We start from the raw sequence: 346 nt of genomic DNA, 5'->3' as shown, positions 1-346 counted from the left end.
GCATTCATCATAACTCATCAAAAGCTGAGCAGCCTTTGATAGAAGTGAATATGGCTGCTATTCCAGAAAACTTATTTGAAAGTGAACTCTTTGGTCACCAAAAAGGCGCCTTTACTGATGCCAAATCCACGCGTATTGGTCGTTTTCAGCTAGCCAATAATTCCACCTTATTTTTAGATGAAATTGGCACCTTGCCATTATCCTTACAACCCAAGTTATTACGCGTGTTAGAAACAGGTGCATTTGAATCTATTGGCTCAAGCAAAACTCAACACAGTAATGCGCGTATCATTAGTGCCACTAACGCTGACCTACCTTCATTCGTCGCCGATGGTTTATTTAGGCA

At 41.0% G+C, this 346-nt stretch carries 1 protein-coding gene; it reads left to right on the top strand.

The window, feature by feature from the left end:
- Positions 1 to 346 (top strand): sigma-54 factor interaction domain-containing protein (locus tag DC53_RS0121235; RefSeq protein WP_033032836.1); only part of this gene is annotated, 346 nt, incomplete at both ends.

It is taken from the genome of Pseudoalteromonas fuliginea, assembly GCF_000690055.1.
GTDB classification, from domain to species: domain Bacteria; phylum Pseudomonadota; class Gammaproteobacteria; order Enterobacterales; family Alteromonadaceae; genus Pseudoalteromonas; species Pseudoalteromonas fuliginea.
This window is presented reverse-complemented; position numbering and strand designations above follow the sequence as displayed.